This is a genomic window from Bradyrhizobium sp. Ses1 (assembly GCF_059512365.1).
The window spans coordinates 1-691 of sequence record NZ_JCAMOQ010000196.1 but is presented as its reverse complement, the minus strand read 5'-3'; the positions used below and the strand labels follow the sequence as shown (position 1 = coordinate 691).

The 691-nt window shown below is 62.2% G+C and carries 1 pseudogene; it reads right to left on the bottom strand.

Annotated elements, in window-relative coordinates:
- Window positions 1-148: 148 nt before the first annotated feature.
- Window positions 149-396: pseudogene (locus tag AC5ZG5_RS46340) on the bottom strand (ferritin-like domain-containing protein); the annotation flags it as partial.
- Between the last annotated feature and the right edge of the window lie 295 nt (window positions 397-691).

Genomic DNA, 691 nt, shown 5'->3' with positions numbered 1-691 from the left:
GTCTGGACCAAGAAAAAGGTCCGTCAACGCCGCTTCACAGGGCGCCGTATCACTCAGCTCTGATTCCGGGTACTAGCTCAACTGCCTGCGTTCCCTCAATGACCGGCCGCTCGCGCAGCCGGCCTGGTCCGAGTTCGACGGGAGATGCTCAGGTTGACTTGAGCGCGCCGTTCATTCCGTTTGGATAGAGCCCCTTTGCTGACGCCCATTTTCTCAGTCAGGTATGCGATATGCAGCACCTCCCGGAGGGGGCCGGCGGAAGGCGATGGCGTCGGCCGTTGACGGGACGACGTTGGCCTTCCCGTTTATCCGAATGCGCGGGTCTTTATCCTGGCCGCCATCAAGCTGGTCGCGAGCGTCCGAGATGGCGTCGGCCGCATTCCAGGCCTTTTCACCGCCTTCTCGAGTCGGCGGACTTCGGAGCGAATGTGGCCTTCCGAGCGGTTTTCGGGCGGCCTGAGTGCGCATATCGGCCCCATGATCCTGCCACCCCAGATGACCTCGCGCTTCTGGTGCTCATAGCCGGCAACCGCCGGCGCCCCGACGCAACCTGCTGGTTGTGGTCGCCGCGGGCCGGCCGGTTAACAGTCATTGAGTCAACCGCGCGGCGCCTTACTAGTACCTCTACACAGAGGTTTTGACTGATTGGTTTGGGATTTCCAAGACGGGGAGCTGTTCAGGAGGGACCAGC